Raw genomic sequence first — 18,231 nt, forward strand, 5'->3', positions numbered from 1 at the left:
AAACACCACACACCCATGCCCCTACTGCAAGCCCCAGCCCTCAGCGCCCCGCCGCCCCTCTCGCTCTATATCCACATCCCCTGGTGCATCCAAAAATGCCCCTATTGCGACTTCAATTCCCACCGCCTCAAGCCCGACACCAGCGAAGCCGCCTACATCGACGCCCTGCTCGCCGACCTGCAACACGAGCTGCCCCATATTTGGGGCCGCCCCGTGGAAACCATCTTCATCGGCGGCGGCACCCCCAGCGTGTTTTCCGCCGAGAGCATCAACCGCCTGCTCGGCGGCGTGCGCGCCCTCGTGCGCCTGCTGCCCGACGCCGAAATCACCCTCGAAGCCAACCCCGGCACCTTCGAGCAGGCGCGCTTCCAAGGCTACGCCGAAGCCGGCGTCAACCGCCTCTCGCTCGGCATCCAAAGCTTCAACGATGCCAAGCTCAAAGCCCTCGGCCGCATCCACAACGGCAGCGAAGCCCGCGCCGCCATCGAAGCCGCCCTCGCCATCTTCCCCCGCGTGAACACCGACATCATGTATGCCCTGCCCCGCCAAACCCCCGCAGAAGCCCGGCAAGACATCCAAAGCGCCATCGATTCCGGCGTATCCCACATCAGCGCCTACCACCTCACCATGGAGCCCAACACCCCCTTCGGCCGCACCCCGCCCCCCGGCATCCCCGAAGAAGACGCCGCCTACGACATCGAACAAGCCGTACACCAAGCCCTGCTCGCCGCCGGCTTTGCACACTACGAAACCAGCGCCTTCGCCCGAGCCAATCAACAATGCCGCCACAACCTCAACTACTGGCAGTTCGGCGACTACATCGGCATCGGCGCCGGCGCCCACGGCAAAATCAGCAGCCACAGCGGCATCATCCGCACCACCCGCGCCCGCCACCCCCGCAGCTACCTCGCCGCCATGCAGGACAACCCCGCCGAAGCCATCGAACGTTTTCAGGTAGCCCCCGGCGAGCTGCCTTTCGAATTCATGCTCAACGCCATGCGCCTCACCCAAGGCGTGCCCACCCACCTCTTCACCGAGCGCACCGGCCTTTCCCTCGCCGCCATCGCCCGCCCCCTGCAAAGCGCCGTCCGGCTCGGCCTCATCGACCCCAGCCCCGCCCTCCTGCGCCCCACCGAACGCGGCCAGCGCTACCTAAACGACCTGCTGCAACTGTTCTTGTAAACACCAGCCCCAAGCACAAAAAAGGCTACCTGAAAATTTTCAGGTAGCCTTTAATCCTGCCTCCAGCCTAAGCGTTTAAGCCTCGCGGCGGATAATCAGCAGCGGCAGGCGGGTTTCGCGCATCACGGTTTCAGCAAAGCTGCCCATCAGAAGGTGCATCAGGCCGGTGCGGCCGTGCGTGCCCAGCACCAAGAGGTCGGCCTTCTGCTCGGTGGCGTATTCCACCAGGCTCTTGGCCATGTCGCGCGCGTTTTTGCTGATCACCAGCAAATGGCGGCCGATTTGCGCGTTTTCGCCCAGTATGCCGCGTGCCTGCTTGATGGCGGCATCCAAAATGGCGTTGCCCTGCTCGGTGGCGGCGGTTTCGTAGTTTTCATACTGCAAAAACTCAGGCGCCACAGTGGCCACGTATTCGGCCGGATTGGCCACGTGCACCAGCGTGAGCGCCGCGCCGGTGGCCTGCGCCAGCCCGCAGGCCTGTTTGAGCGCATGCTGCGAAGTGCGGCTGCCGTCTACTGCAATTACGATCTGTTTGTACATAATTTTCTCCTGAGTGAACGATGTTCCAATGCCTCCGCACAGGGGCAACAGCCGCCGGACGGGTCTCTTCCTGATACGTTTACAGTATAATACCGAAGTGCCGAATGTGCCATTTTTTCCGATTGTTTTTGCTCAAACCAATGACAGATTTTTCTCCAAGCAACCGCCGCTTCGGCGGCATTTCCCGCCTCTACGGCGCCGCCGCGCTGCAACAATTTGCCACTTCGCACGTGTGCGTGGTGGGCGTGGGCGGCGTGGGCTCGTGGGCGGTGGAAGCGCTGGCGCGCAGCGGCGTGGGCCGGCTCACGCTGATTGATTTGGACAACGTGGCCGAATCCAACACCAACCGCCAGCTCCACGCCCTCACCGATAATTTCGGCCTGCCCAAGGTCACCGCGCTGCACCGGCGCATCCTGCAAATCAACCCAGCCTGCACCGTGCGCGAAATCGAAGATTTTGTGGACGCGGAAAACGTGGGCACGCTCTTTGCCGAGCCGTTTGACTTTGTGATCGACGCCATCGACCAAGTGCGCGTGAAGGCCGCCATGGCCGCACATTTTGTGGCGCAGAAGCAGCCGTTTATCGTATCCGGCGGCGCGGGCGGCCAGCGCGACCCCGCCCTCATCCGCCGCGCCGACCTCGCCCGCACCACCCACGACCCGCTGCTGGCCAACCTGCGCTACACCTTGCGCCGCCGCCACGGCTTCCCGCGCGACCCCAAAACGCGCATGAAAGTGAGCTGCGTGTATTCCGAAGAAAACGTTGCCCCGCCGCAAACCGGCGCCGCCTGCGAGGCCGATGCCGCGCCGCAGGGCCTATCCTGCGCGGGCTACGGCGCCAGCATGCTGGTTACCGCTGCCTTCGGCCTGTTTTGCGCGCAGGCGGCGATTGAGCACTTAGCCGCCCAAGCCAAATAACTGCTTATTCCAAAGGAAAACCATGTCTCCCATCGAACTGAAAGCCCTGCGCCTCAACCTGAACCTCACTGCCGCCGAAGCCGGCCAAACCCTCGTGCCGAATGTGCACTTTCCCCACGGCGCCACCGCCGCAGAATGGGAAAGCTGGGAAGCCGGCGAGGCCGCCATCCCGCTGCACGTGGTGGCCGCCGTGGAAACCCGCCTCAACCAAAAATACCAGGCCATCGACGACTACGCCGAGCAAATCGCCCGCCAGGCCGAAGGCGGCGAGCCCACCATCGCCTTGTGGTATCCCGACGAACGAGCCTGCATCGGCATTGCCGACTGGCGCATCAGTCAGAGCGTGGCCGGCGAAGTGGCCGCCATGGGCGGGCGCGTGGTACTGTTTAACGCCGAAGCCTACCGCGCCTGGCGCGAGCAGCACGGCCACGCCGCCGACACCCCCGCCAACCGCCAGCGCTGGGCGCAAGAGCAGTTTGCCGCGAGCCGGGGATAATCCGGTTATCCGCAAGCAATCAAGGCTACCTGAAAACTTCGCTTTCTGCGGAAGCGTCGTTCCAGGTAGCCTTTTATTGCTGATGAACGGTGTGGACAGCATTTTCAGGTAGCCTTTTCTGCATCCCTTCTGGCTACCTGAAAAATATTTGGCACGGATATTGCCGCCTATTCAAACATCTGCTGCCATTGCGCCAGCCGCTCGGCAAACGGCCATTCCACGCTATCGAGCAGGTTTTTGGCAATCAGCCCCAATTCGGTGTCGCCTTCGATTTGCAGCTTGCGTTTGAAAAACAGGGTGTCGGGGTCTTCTTCGCGCAGCATCATGCGCAGAAAGTCGGCGCTGTTGGCGGCCAGGCGCAGGTCGGGCTCGCCTTGGAAGGCTTGGTCGAGGAAGCGTTCGCCGTCGGCGGTGAAGCGCACGGCTATGCCCGCGTCAAGCACGTCGATTTCGAAGGTACGACCGGCAAACAGGCTCATGTCGGCGGGCAAGAGGCCGCGCTTGAGCATGAGGTTGAGGGTTTTAACCAGGGCGAAACGCGGCGGCAGGCCGGGCAGGCGGCGGCCGATTCGGGCGCACCATTGGGGCAGGGTGAGGTCGGGGAGGGGCATGATGGTTTCCTTTGTTTATGCGGCTACCTGAAAATTGGTTTTGGCTGCACAGAAACTTTGTTTTAGCTTCGCAGAAACTTTGCTTCTTCGGAAACTTCGTTTTAGCTTCGCAGAAACTCCGCTTCCTGCGGAAACTTCGTTTTCAGACGGCCTTTTTCAGGTAGCCTTGGTTAGGCGGCGTGGTTGCCGTAGGCTTGGCGGTGGGCTTCCACGGCTTCGATGCCGGGTTTGCCGAGCCAATAGCCGTCCACGGGTGTGCCGGTGGCGAGGCGGGTGAGTTCGGGCAGGGCTTCGGCGAGGGTGGTTTGTCCGTCGAGCACGGCGCGGTGCAGGGCGATGATGCGCGGCATGTCGGTGAGCTGGGGCGAGAGGCGCAGGATGTGTACGCCGATGGCGGCCATGTTGGCGTGGTGCGGCAGCAGGCATTGGCTGCCGTAGGACATGGTTTGGATGCCGTTGATGGTGAGGAAGGGCTGGCCTTCGCGGGTGTTCATGGTGAGGCCGTGTTCGTGGTCGAGGCAGCGGAATTCGCAGCTGTCTTTGTTGAGGTTGTAGTGCCGCGCGGTGAAGCAGCGGGAGGAGTAGGCCAGGGGGATTTTGCCCCAGGCGAAGATTTCGGTTTCGAGGCCGCTGGAAAGGCGGGCGATGTCGGCCACTTTGCCGCGTTCGAGTTCGGCGGGGGCGACCCAGCGGTAGGCGCCGAGGTTTTGGAAGAGTTGGAGGGTGGCTTCGTTGTAGATGTTGAGGCTGGCGCCGGCCACGAAGGGGATGCCGTGTTCGCGGGCGAGTTTGACCGCGCCCATGTCGTTGGCTTCGATTTTGAATTTGTCTTGGCCGGTGATTTTGCGCAGGCGTTTGAGGTCGGATTCGCTTTCGAGCAGCACTTGGGAGGAGAGGATGATTTCTTTGCCGCTGTCGGCGAGGTCTTGGGCGAGGCCGAACCAGTCGTCGAAACGCATTTTCTGGCGGCGGGAGCAGACGGTTTCGCCCAGGTAGATGGTGTCGAGCGGGCTGTCGAGCATGGCGGCGTAGAATTCGAGCAGGGTTTCTCTCTGCCAGAAGAATTGGACGGGGGCGAGGGAGAGATTCATGGGTGTTCCTTTTTTCAGGTAGCCTTTTCAGACGGCCTGAGAGGCTACCTGAAAATATTCGAGCCCGTCTGAAACCTACTTCCAAGGCCGGTTATACGCACCCAGCGTGCTCTGGCTGCCTTCGGAAACCTTGCCTAAAGCCGCATCCCAGGCGGGGGTTACGCGGTAGTGCGCGGGGTCGGCGGCGGCCGCGTCCAAAGCCTGCCGCAGCGTGCGCGTAACCTGCGCGGTGTACATCGGGCTGCGCTGGCGGCCTTCCACCTTCACCGCCGCCACGCCGATTTTTATCAGTTCGGGCAGCACGGAAAGCACGTTCAGGCTGGTCGGCTCTTCCAGCGCGTAATAGGTTTCATCGTTCACTTCAAAACGGCCTTTGCACAGCGTGGGGTAGCCCGCTGGTTCGTCTTTATTGAACTGGTCGATTAGCACTTGGTTGAGCCGCACGTTCATCTTGTCGGGCAGTTGCTCCCAGCGCACGGCCTTGGCGGGCGAACACACGCCCTGCATATTCGGCGATTCGCCCGTGGCGTAGCTCGACAAAATACAGCGGCCTTCCACCATCACGCACAGGCTGCCGAAACCGAACACTTCAATCTCCACATCCGTGTTTTCAATCACATGCCGCACTTGGTCGATGGTGAGCACGCGCGGCAGCACGGCGCGGCGGATGCCGAACAAATCGCGCATCAGGTTGATGGCTTCGTAATTGGTGGCCGAACCCTGCACCGACATATGCAGGCGCAAGTTCGGATGTTTCTTGCAGGCGTAGTCCATCACGGCGGGGTCGGCCACAATGATGGCATCCGCGCCCAAATCGGCGGCGGTGTCCACCGCGCGCTGCCAGCGTGCCACCTGCCCGGCTTGGGCATAAGTGTTGATGGCCATCAGCACGTGCCGCCCGCGCTCGTGGGCGTAGCGGATGCCTTCGATGGTGGATTTTTGGTCGAAATTCAGGCCGGGGAAATTGCGCGCGTTGGTGGCGTCTTTCAGCCCCATGTAAACCGTGTCCGCGCCGTTGTCCACGGCGGTTTTCAGGGCGGGCAGGTTGCCGGCGGGGCAGACGAGTTCGGGCGCGGGGGCGCGGCCGGCGGGCTGCGGCTTGGCGGCAGGCTGGGTGCGGTGGGTGGGCTGGAAATCGTCGAACAGCATAGTGTGGCTCGCATGTGCAGGTTAGGCTAGGGCGAACTGACCATTTGAAATGAGTCGGTTTTTGGCACAGAAAATGCCGGATTCAAGGCAAAAAGCACAGCAAGATTGGACATCTTGCGAGCATTTTTAACGCAGAAGGCGGCGTTTTATGGGACAAAATACCGCCGTTATCAAATTGTCAATTCGCCCTAGGCATTCTAGGGGCATTGCCCGGCCTCAGCGCTGATTTAAGTCAAGCCTGCGGAAAGCAGATATAGTTGGTTTTGCGGAAACACGCCCCCGCTCGTTTGCATGCAACCTTTGGCTTGAGGCTACCTGAAAACGCAATCTTCAATGCAGCGCAACGAGCAAGGCAAACTTTGCGCCGCCCAAGGCTTCCCGCCCGCTTGCGAGCCGCAGGCAGCACAGGAGTACGGCAAGGCGAGCTAACAGCAAAAGTTAAGTTGGTTCGCTATATATTTTTCAGGTAGCCTCCCGCCGCCAGGCAGGATGCAGTAAAATCACGCCCAATTTTTGTTTACTCGGCAGCCTCTCTGCCAAGCCGCCCGAGGCTACCTGAAAATCCATCTTCACTTTAAAGAGACACCATGAAAACCAAAGAACTGCGCCAAAAATTCCTGCAATTTTTCCAAAACAAAGGCCACCAAGTTGTCCGTTCCTCCTCGCTCGTCCCCCACGACGACCCGACCCTGCTCTTTACCAACGCGGGCATGAACCAGTTTAAAGACGTGTTCCTCGGCTTCGACAAACGCGCTTACAGCCGCGCCACCACCGCGCAAAAATGCGTGCGCGCAGGCGGCAAACACAACGACTTGGAAAACGTCGGCTATACCGCCCGCCACCACACCTTCTTTGAAATGATGGGCAACTTCTCCTTCGGCGACTACTTCAAACGCGACGCCATCCACTTCGCTTGGGAGTTCCTCACTTCCCCCGAATGGCTGAACCTGCCCAAAGAAAAACTCTTGGCAACCGTCTATGCCGAAGACGACGAAGCCTACAACATCTGGCTGAACGAAATCGGTATGCCTGCCGAGCGCATCGTCCGCATCGGCGACAACAAGGGCGGCAGGTACGCATCCGACAACTTCTGGCAGATGGGCGACACCGGCCCCTGCGGCCCTTGCTCCGAAATTTTCTACGACCACGGCGAAGAAATCTGGGGCGGCATTCCCGGCAGCCCCGAAGAAGACGGCGACCGCTGGATTGAAATCTGGAACTGCGTGTTCATGCAGTTCAACCGCGACGAACAGGGCAACATGAACCCGCTGCCCAAACCCTCCGTCGATACCGGCATGGGCTTGGAGCGCATGGCGGCAGTCATGCAGCACGTCCACAGCAACTACGAAATCGACCTGTTCCAAGACCTGCTCAAAGCCGTCGCCCGCGAAACCGGCGCGCCGTTCAGCATGGACGAGCCGAGTCTGAAAGTCATCGCCGACCACATTCGCTCCTGCTCCTTCCTGATTGCCGACGGCGTGATGCCGTCCAACGAAGGACGCGGCTATGTGCTGCGCCGCATCATCCGCCGCGCCGTGCGCCACGGTTACAAACTCGGTCAGAAACAGGCGTTTTTCTACAAACTCGTGCCTGATTTGGTGAAAGCCATGGGCGACGCGTATCCCGAGTTGAAAGAAAAACAGACGCACATCATGGAAGCCCTGCGCGGCGAAGAAACCCGCTTCGGCGAAACGCTGGAAAAAGGCATGGGGCTGTTCAACCAAGTATGGCACGGCATGGCGTTCCTCAAACTCGAAAGCCTGCTGCCCGCCGAAGGCAGCGGCAAACCGCTGGTGTTGAAAACCGCCGACGGCATCGAGTTTTTCGCCGAATCGCGCAACGCGCCCGACCGCAAACAAGTCATCCTGTCCACCCGCGAAACAGGTCGTCTGAACGAAAAATGCGTCTTTGATTTCCAAGAGATTTGGACCAATGCCGACAAACCGAAACCCGCAGAAATCAAACCCTATATCGAAGCATTGGAAGGCTACCTGAAAAACAACATCGCCAACAGCAAGCTCGTCATTCCCGGCGAAGCCGTGTTCAAACTCTACGACACCTACGGCTTCCCCTACGACCTGACCGCAGACATGGCGCGCGAACTCGGCATCGACTTGGACGAAGAAGGCTTCGATCGCGAAATGGAAGCCCAACGCGCCCGCGCCCGCGCCGCGCAAAATTTCAAAGCCAACGCGCAACTGGACTACACAGGCGCGGACACCGAGTTCACCGGCTACGAACACCGCAGCCAAGACACCAAAATCATCGCCTTATACAAAGGCAGCGAAGCCGTGGACGAACTTCAAGCAGGCGAAGCAGGCGTAGTCGTTTTGGAACACACCCCGTTCTACGCCGAAAGCGGCGGACAGGTCGGCGACGTCGGCTACATCTTCGCCGGCGAAAACCGCTTCCGCGTCGAAGACACGCAGAAAATCAAAGCCGCCGTACACGGACAATTCGGCGCAGTCGTATCAGGTCGTCTGAAAGTGGGCGACGCCGTATCCGCTGAAATCGACAACGACATCCGCGACAGCATCATGCGCAACCACAGCGTAACCCACCTGATGCACAAAGCCCTGCGCGACGTACTCGGCACACACGTCGAACAAAAAGGCAGCCTGCAAAACGCCGAGCTGACCCGCTTCGACATCTCCCACCCGCAAGGCATCAACGCGGAAGAAATCGCCGAAGTCGAACGCCGCGTCAACGCCGCGATTATCGCCAACGTGCCCGTCAAAGTCGAAACCATGTCCATTGAAGACGCGCAAAAATCCGGCGCAATGATGCTCTTCGGCGAAAAATACGGCGACTTCGTCCGCGTCATCACTATGGGCGACTACTCTACCGAATTGTGCGGCGGCACCCACGTCGCCCGCACCGGCGACATCGGCTTCTTCAAAATCATCAGCGAAGGCGGCATCGCCGCAGGCATCCGCCGCGTAGAAGCCATCACTGGCCTTGCCGCACTCGCATGGGCGCAAAACCAAGAGCGTTTGATTAAAAACATCATCGCCGAAGTCAAAGCCCAAACCGAGAAAGACGTACTCGCCAAAATCCAAGCCAACGCCGCAAACGCCAAAGCCTTGGAAAAAGAATTGGCACGCGCCAAAGCTGAACTCGCCGTCTACGCAGGCGCCAAACTCTTGGACAACGCAAAAGACTTGGGCGCAGCCAAACTCGTCGCCGCCCAAATCGAAGCCGACGCAGCAGCCCTGCGCGAAATCGTTACCGACCTGACCGGCAAATCCGACAACGCCGTGATTCTTTTAGCGGCAGTGAACGACGGCAAAGTCTCCCTGTGCGCCGGCGTATCCAAACCGCTAACCGGTAAAGTAAAAGCCGGTGATTTGGTCAAATTCGCAGCCGAACAAGTCGGCGGCAAAGGCGGCGGACGGCCGGATTTGGCACAGGCGGGGGGCGCGGATATTGCGAAACTGCCTGAAATGTTGGGGAGTGTGGAAGGCTGGGTAAGCGGCAAGCTAGCCTAAATTATTTCGTTCTAATCAAAGGCTACCTGAAAAAATTTTCAGGTAGCCTTTTCCTTGCCCGCCATCCCTCCCTCCAAGCACAACCGCCATTTTTGCAAAGCCGCCACACTTATCCCGCAACAAACTTTTACAAAACTTCAAGAAACTAGCAAAATCGTGTATCATTCACATCACCGATACGCTGGCGGCTGTCCGAGCGGGCGGCAAACGGCATATCGATTAAGCAGTTCGTTTAGGCAATACCGACATTCCGTTTGAAATTTGAATTAAGGAGAAAACTATGTTGTATCCGATTCAAGAACCCATCCGCAGCGGCATGCTGCCCGTATCCGAGCTCCACACAATCTATTGGGAAGAAAGCGGCAACCCCGCCGGCATTCCCGTCATCTTCCTGCACGGCGGCCCCGGCGCAGGCTCCAGCCCCGCCTGCCGAGGCTTTTTCAATCCCGAAAAATACCGCATCATCATCATCGATCAGCGCGGCAGCGGCAAATCCACCCCCTATGCCGAAACCCGCGACAACACCACCTGGGATTTGGTGGAAGACATTGAAAAAGTGCGCAAAATGCTCGGCATCGATACCTGGCTAGTATTCGGCGGCTCATGGGGCAGCACCCTCGCCCTGGCCTATGCCGAAACCCATCCCGACCGCGTGCGCGGCCTCGTGCTGAGAGGCATCTTCCTTTGCCGCCAGATTGAAATCAACTGGCTGAGCGAAGAAGGCGGCGTGAGCATGATTTACCCCGAACAATGGCAGCGCTACCTCGCCGCCGTGCCGCCCGAGCAGCGCGCCGGCTCGCTGGTGGAAGCCTACTACTGGATGCTCAATTCGCCCGATCCCGCCGTACACCTGCCCGCCGCCAAAGCCTGGGCCGATTGGGAAAGCTGGCTGATTTGGTTCGACCCCAAACCGGTAGATGAAGACCCGCAGGCCTCCCTCGCCATCGCCCGCTTCGAAAACTACTATTTCGTACACCAAGGCTGGCTGCAAGGCGACAAATCCATCTTGGCCAACGCCCACAAAATCCAGCATATTCCCACCATCATCGTGCAAGGCCGCTACGACCTCTGCACCCCCACCCGCAGCGCGTGGGATTTGAAACAGGCATTGCCGCAGGCCGATTTGCGCATCATCCAAAGCGGCCACTATGCGCAAAACCCCGCCATCGCCGAAGCCCTGGTGCAAGCCACCGACGAATTCGCCGAACGGCTCGGCGGCTAACACTCCCCGCCTAAACCGTTCGCGATGCAGGCTACCTGAAAATTTCAGGTAGCCTTTTTTCGCCTACTCTTTTTCAGGTAGCCCCTTCCGCCCCTTCCACAACCCGGCACAGCCTTGATACAAATCAGAAAAGGCTACCTGAAAATCAAACGATCCTGCTTCAAAGCCCGCAGCAAAAGGAATAAAATTTCCCCAAAGCTTCCCAACCCAACCAACCCGTTTAAGGAGAAGAAGATGCGTAGAACCAAACCCTTTGCCCTCGTGTGCGCCGCCCTGCTTTCCGCCCCCGCCCTGGCCGACAACCTCACCAAAACCCTGCCCGGCGACCTCACCGTGGAGCAGGCGCAGGCCGTGGTGCAGGCTTCTATCGCCAAAGCGCGCGAAATCAAAGTGCCGATGAACATTGCCGTGATGGATGCCGGCGGCAACCTGAAAGCCTTCGTGCGCATGGACGACGCCTTTATCGGCAGCATCGACGTGGCCACCCGCAAAGCCCGCACCGCGCGCTATTTCAATATGTCCACTCGCGACCTAGGCAAAGCCTCGCAGCCCGGCGGCGAGCTCTACGGCATCGAAGTCACCAACGGCGGCCTGGTGATTTTTGCCGGCGGCGAACTGCTGGTTGACCGCTCCGGCACCATCGTCGGCAGCATCGGCGTGAGCGGCGGCTCGGTAGACGAAGACGAAAGCGTGGCCAAAGCCGGCGCCGCCGCCCTGCCGCGCAGATAGCCGCAATAGTTTTGCCCCACAGCCTGCCCGCCCCGGCAGGCTGTTTTGTTTCCCCTTGCCGCGGCCGGTTTGGTTTACAATGGCCGTCGTTCGTTCAGGCTACCTGAAAACTGCCAAACCATTTTTCAGGTAGCCTCTTTAGGAAACAATCAACCATGAAATACCAAGACCTTCGCGATTTTATCGCCATGCTCGAGCAGCAGGGCAAACTCAAACGCATCGCCCACCCCGTTTCCCCGCATTTGGAAATAACCGAAATCACCGACCGCGTGCTGCGTGCCGAAGGACCGGCGTTGCTGTTTGAAAACCCGATTAAGCCCGACGGTACGCGCTATGATTATCCCGTGTTGGCGAACCTGTTCGGCACGCCCGAACGCGTGGCGATGGGCATGGGCGCGGACAGCGTGTCCAAGCTGCGCGAAATCGGGCAGACGCTGGCGTATCTGAAAGAACCCGAGCCGCCCAAAGGCATTAAAGACGCGTTTTCCAAGCTGCCGCTCTTGAAAGACATTTGGAGCATGGCACCGAACGTGGTGAAAAACGCGCCGTGTCAGCAAATCGTGTGGGAAGGTGAAGACGTTGATTTGTATCAGCTTCCGATTCAGCGCTGCTGGCCGGAAGACGTTGCGCCACTGGTAACATGGGGCTTGACCGTAACGCGCGGGCCGCACAAAAAACGCCAGAACTTGGGCATTTACCGTCAGCAGCTGATTGCGAAAAACAAGCTGATTATGCGCTGGCTGGCGCATCGCGGCGGCGCGTTGGATTATCAGGCGTTCCGCCGCGAAAACCCCGACACGCCGTATCCCGTCGCCGTCGTGCTCGGTTGCGACCCTGCCACCATTTTGGGCGCGGTAACGCCTGTTCCCGATACTTTGAGCGAATACCAGTTTGCCGGCCTGCTGCGCGGTTCGCGGACGGAACTGGTGAAATGTATCGGCAGCGATTTGCAAGTGCCCGCCCGCGCAGAAATCGTGCTGGAAGGCGTGATTCATCCGAACGAAACCGCGCTGGAAGGCCCATACGGCGACCACACCGGCTATTACAACGAGCAGGATTATTTCCCCGTGTTCACGGTCGAGCGCATCACCATGCGCGAAAACCCGATTTACCACTCCACCTACACGGGCAAACCGCCCGACGAACCCGCCGTCTTGGGCGTGGCGTTGAACGAAGTGTTCGTGCCGCTCTTGCAAAAGCAGTTCCCCGAAATCACCGATTTCTACCTGCCGCCCGAAGGCTGCTCCTACCGCATGGCGGTGGTCAGCATGAAAAAACAGTACGCCGGACACGCCAAGCGCGTGATGATGGGCTGCTGGTCGTTCCTGCGCCAGTTCATGTACACCAAATTCATCATCGTGGTGGATGACGATGTGGACGTGCGCGACTGGAAGGAAGTCATCTGGGCCATCACCACGCGCATGGATCCCGTGCGGGATACGGTGCTGGTGGAAAACACGCCGATTGATTATTTGGATTTTGCCAGCCCCGTCAGCGGACTCGGCGGCAAAATGGGCTTGGACGCGACCAACAAATGGCCAGGCGAAACCGACCGCGAATGGGGACGGGTAATCCAAAAAGACCCGGCGGTTACGGCGAAGATTGATGCGATTTGGGGGGAGTTGGGGTTGTAGATGATGAGTGCCTTATCCAAAATATCGGAGCTGCTCGGCGGTTTGGGCGAACTGCTGCTTGCCGCACGGGACAGCGTTCGCCAATGGCAACGGGATTGGAAACAAGGGCAGTTATCCGAAGGCAGCAAGGTGCTGATTGGCGTTTGGCTGGCAGCGGCTTTGCTGCTGGCCTTGATGTGTGCCAACCTGCTGCTTTGAATTGTGAAACGGCAGGGGCTACCTGAAAACAGCAATACATTTTTCAGGTAGCCTCTATACCCTGCCCAAAGGCTACCTGAAAATCCCAAATCCCAAAAACACATGATCCCCGACCTTTTCCCCGCCTCCGCCGACCCGCATACCAACCTGCTCCCCTGCGACGGCATCCTCAACGACCACGGCATCATCTTTACCCCCGCCGAAGCCGATGCCTGCCTGCACACCCTGCTGCACGAAATCCCGTGGCGGCACGACCAAGTGCGGCTCTACGGCAAAACCATCACCACCGCCCGCCAAACCGCGTGGTACGGCGAAGCCGGCGCGGCCTACACCTATTCCGGCATCACGCGCCAGCCCCTGCCGTGGACAACCTTCCTGCTGCGGCTGAAAGAACGCGTCGAGCAGCATCTGCACGCCGTCAGCCCCACCCTTTTCAACACCTGCCTGCTCAACCGCTACCGCCACGGCGGCGAAGGCATGGGCTGGCACAGCGACGACGAAGCCGAATTGGGCACAAACACCGTCATCGCCTCCCTCAGCTTCGGCGCCACCCGCAAATTTGCCTTCCGCCACAACCAAACCCGTGAAAAACGCGAAATCCTGCTGCACCACGGCCAGCTCGTCGTGATGCGCGGCGAAACCCAACATCACTGGCAGCACGCCGTGATGAAAAGCAGCAAAATCAGCGAAGAACGCGTGAGCCTCACGTTCCGCATCTATGTGGGCAAAGACGCCAGCCCGCTGCGCTGAAGCCAAGCTTTATCAGGTAGCCTGTTGCCCCGCCAATCGCCGGTGTAGAATGCCGCACAAGAATACTTCCCGCGCCCTTTCAGGCTACCTGAAACCCGCCAGGCCAGTTTCCGCCAAGCCAAGTCCGCCCCAATCCGCCTCTTCAGGAAAACCGCCATGCTGAAAATCCAAGATGCCGTGAGCGAAACCCTGCTGATCCCGCTCTACATGAAATACCTCGACGCGCAAGAGCCCGCGCCCATCCTCAACGACCCCGCCGCAGCACGCCTTGTGCCGCAAATCGACTACGACTTCTCCAAATTCCGCCACGCCCGCAACAGCCGCGTCGGCACCGCCCTGCGCGCCCGCTATTTCGACCAAGTGGTCGCCGACTTCATCCGCCGCAAGCCCGAAGCCGTGGCCGTAATCATCGGCTGCGGGCTCGACAGCCGCCGCGAGCGCCTCGGCGAAGCCGCCGCCCACACCCCCTTCTACCAGCTCGACCTGCCCGACGTAATCGCCCTGCGCGAAAAGCTGCTGCCCCCGCTGCCCAACGAAACCCTGCTCGCCGCCTCCGCCTTCAACACCGGCTGGATGGACGACCTGCGCCAACGCCATCCGCATTCCCCCTTCCTCTTCGTGCTCGAAGGCGTGCTGATGTATTTCAGCGAAAACCAAGTGCGCACCCTGTTTCAAAACCTCGCCCGGCGCTTCCCCGGCGGCGAGATCGCCTTCGACGTGGCCGGCAGCTTCATGGTGCAGAATTCCGACAAACACGACTCGCTCAAACACGCCCGCGCCCGCTTCGATTTTGCCTGCGACGATGACCGGCAAATGGAAGCCTGGGTCGACAACCTGCACCTCGTCTCCGCCAAACACATAACCGACTTCCCCGCCGCCCGCCACATCGGCTTTTCCTACTGGCTGATGAGCATCATCCCGAAAATCCGCAATTCCTACCGCCTGCTGCACTACCGCATCGCCTAAGCCGTGCACACGCGAAAAGGCTGCACGCGAAAAGGCTACCTGAAAAATAATCAGCTTATTTTTCAGGTAGCCTCATTTACATCCTGCTGCGGCAAACCAAGCTTTGCCAAATCAAGCCATTTGGCAGAAACATCCTGCCCGCACGCCCAAGCGGGCACGCCGTATCGTTTGCATCCGCCTCCCCGCTAGCGGCCTGAATCGGCGGGCTAATTTTCTAGCCAACCGCCAATCGGCTGTTGCCCGCTGCCGCTGCCGTTGCTATACTCATTTCCCGATTAATGAAATAAATCTGCGGCCGACATCCATCCGGCCGGCCATACCCAGCTAAAGCCCTTATTTCTCCACATCGGGCGCTACACCGGCGCAATCAGGGGAAATCGGGCTTTGGCTTTCGTTTTTGGCGGATGCGGATTGAGGCGCAGGAAAGGAGAAAACACTATGAATGCCGTTGTCTTGGCGGTGCTGGTGATGCTGATTTTGTCGGCAGCGCGGGTACACGTCGTATTGAGCTTGGTGATCGGCGCATTTGTGGGCGGTTTGGCCGCCGGGCTGCCGCTGGCCGATGTAACCGATCCGAACACCCACGAAGTGATCAGGCAGGGCGTGATCACGCATTTCCAAAGCGGCCTCTCCGGCGGCGCGAAAATTGCGCTCTCCTACGCCATGCTGGGCGCGTTTGCCATGGCCATCGCCCACTCCGGCCTGCCTTATCAGCTCGCCGGCATAGTGGTGCGCAAAATGGGCGGTGAAACCCGCCGCGACCAAATTCCCTCCGCCGTAAACGGCATCAAATGGGGGCTGATCGGCGCGCTCCTGCTGATGAGCATCATGAGCCAGAACGTGATTCCGATCCACATCGCCTTTATCCCGATGGTGGTGCCGCCGCTGCTTTTGGTGTTCAACCGCCTGCAAATCGACCGCCGCCTGCTGGCCTGCGTGCTCACCTTCGGCTTGGTGACCACCTATATGTTCCTGCCCTACGGCTTCGGCGCGATTTTCTTAAACCAAATCCTCTTGGGCAACATCCAGAAAGCCGGCATGAACGTGCAGGGCATCAACGTGATGGAAGCGATGGCGATTCCCGCCGCCGGCATGCTGGCCGGCCTCTTGCTGGCCTTCATCCACTACCGCAAACCGCGCCACTACACCAACAACCAAGTGGACTTGAGCGCCGAGCAGGCTGCCGAGCGCGCGCCGAAAATCTCCACCTACCGCAGCGTGGTGGCGATTGTGGCGATTGTGGCTTCCTTCGTGGTGCAATTGGTGTATGACGACGCGCTGCTCTTGGGCGCGATGGTGGGCTTCGGCGTGTTTATGGCCACCGGCGTGGTGCGCCGCCGCGAAGTGGACGGCGTGTTCGACAGCGGCCTGCGCATGATGGCGATGATCGGCTTCATCATGATTGCCGCGCAGGGCTTTGCCGAAGTGATGCAGGCCACCGGCCAGATCAAACCGCTGGTGGACGCCAGCGCCAGCCTGTTTGCCGGCAGCAAAGGCATGGCCGCGCTGGCCATGCTCGCCGTGGGTCTGCTGGTAACCATGGGCATCGGCAGCTCTTTCTCCACCCTGCCCATCATCACCGCCATTTATGTGCCGCTGTGCGTGGGCATGGGCTTCTCGCCGCTGGCCACCGTGGCCATCATCGGCACCGCCGGCGCGCTGGGTGATGCCGGCTCGCCCGCTTCCGATTCTACCCTCGGCCCCACCTCCGGCCTGAATGTGGACGGCCAGCACGACCACATCTACGATTCCGTGATCCCCACCTTCATCCACTACAACCTGCCCTTGATGGCCGCCGGCTGGATTGCCGCCATGGTGCTGTGATGGAACGCGAAGAACTGGCCGCCCGGCTGGAGGAGCTGGAAATCCAAGCCGCCCTGCAAAACGAGCTGCTCGACAGCCTGAGCGGCACCGTTGCCCGATTGCAAAAAGATTTGGATTTGCAACAGGCGCAGCTACGGTTGCTCTACGGCCGCCTGCAAGAAAAAGACGGCGCCAGGCAGAGCCAGCCCTTCAACCCCGCTGCCGAAATCCCGCCGCATTATTGATCACGGCTAAGCGTATCAAGCAAAAGGCTACCTGAAAATTATTTTTCAGGTAGCCTTTTATGCTTACGGCAAGGACGGCAAAGTACAGCGAATTTAAGCTATATCTATTTCACCCAATTACCGAAGCAGCCCGATACAGTAAAGGCTACCTGAAAAATAATTTTCAGGTAGCCTTTTTCGATAGAGTGCAGCCAGTAAACCCTTATCCCGCCCGGCAAAAATCCCCCGCCCCCGCCAAAATTTCCGCCGTGGGCGCGAAGGTGGCTTCCACAATGCTTTTGCCCGTGGCGGCCAGATAGGCCTGCACCAGGTGGTAGCCGTAGGCATAGCCCGCCGCGTAGGGCAGCCCGACCGGCTGGTGGCCTTGCAGCGCGGCGATTTCATCGCCGTAAAGATAGGGGGTCATCTCCGCCATGCCGGTCATGCCCAGCCGCGCGGAAATCACGGGCTTGATTTTCTCCAACGTGGCGGCATCGGTTTCGCTCACCCACGGGCCGATGAACCGGCTGCCGAATTGTGCCGCCGCAAACGATTCCGCCAGCCCCTCGCTGACCACCCAGTCCGCCAGCGTGGTTTTGCTGCTCCATTTGGCAAACTGGAAGCGCACGTTGTGGTTGCATTCGTGGGCGATGGCGGCTTGCAGGCGCGGCAGGGTGTAAGCGTTGGGCAGGATGCTCATCATGATGTAGCCGGGAATGCCGCCGTCGCCGAGATAGCCTTTGTTCAGCGCGAGCATGCGGCTTTTCGGGCTGCCGAACAGGATGGTGAAGGTGTAGTCGCGCACGGGTAGCGGGCGGTGCGCGTCCAACAGGGCAAGGCTGGTTTGCACGGTGTTGCGGCAGGTTTGCCAAAGTGCGTCGTCGGCAATGGCGGCAACGGCGGGGCGGTCGGCTTCGGTGATGTCGGCGGGCATCAGGTGCATCCAGCCCAAGAGCCGTATGGCATCGAAGCGGCCGGGTTCTTTGGCTTTCAGCGGCATGTTTTGCGTTTGGAATTTGTCTTTGAACGGCCAAAGCACCCGGGCGATAAAGTGGTTTTCCCGTTCGGCTGGGGGCAAATCTAATAATTCATGGTATACGCGATCGGAACGGATGATGTTGATGTTCATGGGATTTCCCCTTTTTTGATCAAGCTGCCTGCACTTGGGTTTCAGACCATCTGAAAGCGCGGTTCCCACACAAGTATAGTGGATTAACAAAAATCAGGACAA

The 18,231-nt window shown here is 59.7% G+C and carries 17 protein-coding genes; 12 read left to right on the plus strand and 5 right to left on the minus strand.

The window, feature by feature from the left end; all coding sequences use genetic code 11:
• Positions 1-15 precede the first annotated feature (15 nt).
• Positions 16-1,182, plus strand: a complete 1,167-nt coding sequence (hemW, locus tag A7P95_RS01750; RefSeq protein ID WP_067590180.1) for a radical SAM family heme chaperone HemW — start codon at positions 16-18, stop codon at positions 1,180-1,182.
• Between the two features lie 75 nt (positions 1,183-1,257).
• Here hemW and A7P95_RS01755 read toward each other — a convergent pair whose 3' ends face one another.
• Entirely contained in the window at positions 1,258-1,722 is a 465-nt protein-coding gene (locus A7P95_RS01755; RefSeq protein ID WP_067590182.1) for a universal stress protein, read from the minus strand.
• A gap of 140 nt (positions 1,723-1,862) precedes the next feature.
• Here A7P95_RS01755 and A7P95_RS01760 point away from each other — a divergent pair, with 140 nt between their 5' ends.
• Positions 1,863-2,639 carry a tRNA threonylcarbamoyladenosine dehydratase gene (locus A7P95_RS01760; RefSeq protein ID WP_067590381.1) on the plus strand — a complete coding sequence of 259 codons (777 nt, stop codon included), beginning with the start codon at positions 1,863-1,865 and terminating at the stop codon, positions 2,637-2,639.
• Between the two features lie 22 nt (positions 2,640-2,661).
• Positions 2,662-3,135 (plus strand): Aca2/YdiL-like domain-containing protein, encoded by a 474-nt coding sequence (locus A7P95_RS01765; RefSeq protein WP_067590185.1) that lies wholly within the window; start codon positions 2,662-2,664, stop codon positions 3,133-3,135.
• Positions 3,136-3,302: 167 nt separating this feature from the next.
• On the opposite strand, the gene ubiT is transcribed toward A7P95_RS01765, so the two are convergent.
• From ubiT to ubiU, 3 genes are all read right to left on the minus strand, one after another.
• Positions 3,303-3,746 carry a ubiquinone anaerobic biosynthesis accessory factor UbiT gene (ubiT, locus tag A7P95_RS01770; RefSeq protein WP_067590188.1) on the minus strand — a complete coding sequence of 148 codons (444 nt, stop codon included), beginning with the start codon at positions 3,744-3,746 and terminating at the stop codon, positions 3,303-3,305.
• Positions 3,747-3,916: 170 nt separating this feature from the next.
• Positions 3,917-4,837, minus strand: a complete 921-nt coding sequence (locus A7P95_RS01775) for a U32 family peptidase (RefSeq protein ID WP_067590191.1) — start codon at positions 4,835-4,837, stop codon at positions 3,917-3,919.
• Positions 4,838-4,912: 75 nt separating this feature from the next.
• Positions 4,913-5,986 (minus strand): ubiquinone anaerobic biosynthesis protein UbiU, encoded by a 1,074-nt coding sequence (gene ubiU, locus A7P95_RS01780; RefSeq protein ID WP_245636541.1) that lies wholly within the window; start codon positions 5,984-5,986, stop codon positions 4,913-4,915.
• A 587-nt stretch (positions 5,987-6,573) separates the two neighbouring features.
• Here ubiU and alaS point away from each other — a divergent pair.
• The 9 genes from alaS (at position 6,574) to A7P95_RS01825 (ending at position 17,021) form a co-directional block, all read left to right on the plus strand.
• Positions 6,574-9,474 (plus strand): alanine--tRNA ligase, encoded by a 2,901-nt coding sequence (alaS, locus tag A7P95_RS01785; RefSeq protein WP_067590194.1) that lies wholly within the window; start codon positions 6,574-6,576, stop codon positions 9,472-9,474.
• A 283-nt stretch (positions 9,475-9,757) separates the two neighbouring features.
• Positions 9,758-10,696: a prolyl aminopeptidase gene (gene pip / locus A7P95_RS01790; RefSeq protein WP_067590387.1), complete on the plus strand. Its 939-nt coding sequence runs from the start codon at positions 9,758-9,760 to the stop codon at positions 10,694-10,696.
• Between the two features lie 234 nt (positions 10,697-10,930).
• Entirely contained in the window at positions 10,931-11,425 is a 495-nt protein-coding gene (locus A7P95_RS01795; protein WP_067590197.1) for a GlcG/HbpS family heme-binding protein, read from the plus strand.
• A 155-nt stretch (positions 11,426-11,580) separates the two neighbouring features.
• Entirely contained in the window at positions 11,581-13,059 is a 1,479-nt protein-coding gene (ubiD, locus tag A7P95_RS01800) for a 4-hydroxy-3-polyprenylbenzoate decarboxylase (protein WP_067590199.1), read from the plus strand.
• Positions 13,060-13,257, plus strand: a complete 198-nt coding sequence (locus tag A7P95_RS01805; RefSeq protein ID WP_067590202.1) for a hypothetical protein — start codon at positions 13,060-13,062, stop codon at positions 13,255-13,257.
• Between the two features lie 102 nt (positions 13,258-13,359).
• On the plus strand, positions 13,360-14,007 hold the full coding sequence (locus tag A7P95_RS01810) for an alpha-ketoglutarate-dependent dioxygenase AlkB family protein (protein WP_067590205.1): 648 nt from the start codon (positions 13,360-13,362) through the stop codon (positions 14,005-14,007).
• A gap of 156 nt (positions 14,008-14,163) precedes the next feature.
• Positions 14,164-14,973, plus strand: a complete 810-nt coding sequence (locus tag A7P95_RS01815; protein WP_067590208.1) for a class I SAM-dependent methyltransferase — start codon at positions 14,164-14,166, stop codon at positions 14,971-14,973.
• 438 nt (positions 14,974-15,411) lie between these two features.
• Positions 15,412-16,797: a Na+/H+ antiporter family protein gene (locus A7P95_RS01820; protein ID WP_067590211.1), complete on the plus strand. Its 1,386-nt coding sequence runs from the start codon at positions 15,412-15,414 to the stop codon at positions 16,795-16,797.
• On the plus strand, positions 16,797-17,021 hold the full coding sequence (locus tag A7P95_RS01825; protein WP_082890677.1) for a SlyX family protein: 225 nt from the start codon (positions 16,797-16,799) through the stop codon (positions 17,019-17,021). The genes A7P95_RS01820 and A7P95_RS01825 overlap by 1 nt, the downstream gene beginning before the upstream one ends.
• A 202-nt stretch (positions 17,022-17,223) precedes the next feature.
• Here the strand turns inward: A7P95_RS01825 and A7P95_RS01830 are convergent, their stop codons facing one another.
• Complete coding sequence (locus tag A7P95_RS01830) at positions 17,224-18,129, minus strand: DUF2268 domain-containing putative Zn-dependent protease (protein WP_067590216.1); 906 nt, start codon at positions 18,127-18,129, stop codon at positions 17,224-17,226.
• Positions 18,130-18,231: the final 102 nt, after the last annotated feature.

Origin of the sequence: Eikenella longinqua, assembly GCF_001648355.1 — a bacterium.
Lineage (GTDB): Bacteria > Pseudomonadota > Gammaproteobacteria > Burkholderiales > Neisseriaceae > Eikenella > Eikenella longinqua.

Bases quoted from the DNA above. Each gene is read 5' to 3' on its own strand.
- hemW (WP_067590180.1), top strand. From the start codon at position 16: ATGCCCCTACTGCAAGCCCCAGCCCTCAGCGCCCCGCCGCCCCTCTCG.
- A7P95_RS01755 (WP_067590182.1), bottom strand. From the start codon at position 1,722: ATGTACAAACAGATCGTAATTGCAGTAGACGGCAGCCGCACTTCGCAG.
- A7P95_RS01760 (WP_067590381.1), top strand. From the start codon at position 1,863: ATGACAGATTTTTCTCCAAGCAACCGCCGCTTCGGCGGCATTTCCCGC.
- A7P95_RS01765 (WP_067590185.1), top strand. From the start codon at position 2,662: ATGTCTCCCATCGAACTGAAAGCCCTGCGCCTCAACCTGAACCTCACT.
- ubiT (WP_067590188.1), bottom strand. From the start codon at position 3,746: ATGCCCCTCCCCGACCTCACCCTGCCCCAATGGTGCGCCCGAATCGGC.
- A7P95_RS01775 (WP_067590191.1), bottom strand. From the start codon at position 4,837: ATGAATCTCTCCCTCGCCCCCGTCCAATTCTTCTGGCAGAGAGAAACC.
- ubiU (WP_245636541.1), bottom strand. From the start codon at position 5,986: ATGCTGTTCGACGATTTCCAGCCCACCCACCGCACCCAGCCTGCCGCC.
- alaS (WP_067590194.1), top strand. From the start codon at position 6,574: ATGAAAACCAAAGAACTGCGCCAAAAATTCCTGCAATTTTTCCAAAAC.
- A7P95_RS01795 (WP_067590197.1), top strand. From the start codon at position 10,931: ATGCGTAGAACCAAACCCTTTGCCCTCGTGTGCGCCGCCCTGCTTTCC.
- ubiD (WP_067590199.1), top strand. From the start codon at position 11,581: ATGAAATACCAAGACCTTCGCGATTTTATCGCCATGCTCGAGCAGCAG.
- A7P95_RS01805 (WP_067590202.1), top strand. From the start codon at position 13,060: ATGATGAGTGCCTTATCCAAAATATCGGAGCTGCTCGGCGGTTTGGGC.
- A7P95_RS01810 (WP_067590205.1), top strand. From the start codon at position 13,360: ATGATCCCCGACCTTTTCCCCGCCTCCGCCGACCCGCATACCAACCTG.
- A7P95_RS01815 (WP_067590208.1), top strand. From the start codon at position 14,164: ATGCTGAAAATCCAAGATGCCGTGAGCGAAACCCTGCTGATCCCGCTC.
- A7P95_RS01820 (WP_067590211.1), top strand. From the start codon at position 15,412: ATGAATGCCGTTGTCTTGGCGGTGCTGGTGATGCTGATTTTGTCGGCA.
- A7P95_RS01825 (WP_082890677.1), top strand. From the start codon at position 16,797: ATGGAACGCGAAGAACTGGCCGCCCGGCTGGAGGAGCTGGAAATCCAA.
- A7P95_RS01830 (WP_067590216.1), bottom strand. From the start codon at position 18,129: ATGAACATCAACATCATCCGTTCCGATCGCGTATACCATGAATTATTA.